Origin of the sequence: Pseudoalteromonas sp. Z9A6 (genome assembly GCF_011378805.1) — a bacterium.
In the GTDB taxonomy this organism is placed as follows: domain Bacteria; phylum Pseudomonadota; class Gammaproteobacteria; order Enterobacterales; family Alteromonadaceae; genus Pseudoalteromonas; species Pseudoalteromonas distincta.
This window is the reverse complement of record NZ_WTKZ01000155.1, coordinates 1-504: the sequence shown is the minus strand read 5'-3', so window position 1 is coordinate 504 and position 504 is coordinate 1. Positions and strand designations below refer to the sequence as shown.

Here is a 504-nt window from a genome sequence, read left to right as displayed (position 1 = left end):
TGAGCCGCTTTTTACGCAAGTGCTGATGATATGTGATGAGGAAGGCTTGATAGGCCGCAACATGTTTGCCATTGATGGGTGTAAATTAAAGTCCAATGCGAGTAAAGAGTGGAGTGGCACATTCGATGAGTTAGGTCGCAAAAAAGCAAAACTAGAACGCGCAAGCAAACGTATTATTGAACGCCACCAATCACAAGATGGGCTGGGCGAAGAATTGATAACTCAGGATTTAAAACAAAAAGAAAAGCTAGATAAAAGTGCAGGTAAAATCACCGAGTTTTTAGCCACTCACAAAGAAAAAACAGGCAGTAAAGGCAAGCCAGTTAAAAGTAATATCACCGACCCCGACAGCGCGAAAATGACGACCTCAAAAGGGACAATTCAAGGCTACAACGGCATCGCGATAAACGATGATAAACACCAAATTATCCTGCAAGCTCAAGCGTGGGGTTCAGTGGGTGAACAACAAACCTTACAGCCAGCCATTGCACAATTAAAACAGCA

The 504-nt window shown here is 43.3% G+C and carries 1 pseudogene; it reads left to right on the top strand.

Annotated features, from left to right (window positions below):
* Window positions 1–61: 61 nt before the first annotated feature.
* Window positions 62–504 (top strand): annotated as a pseudogene (locus GQR53_RS20630) (transposase); the annotation flags it as partial.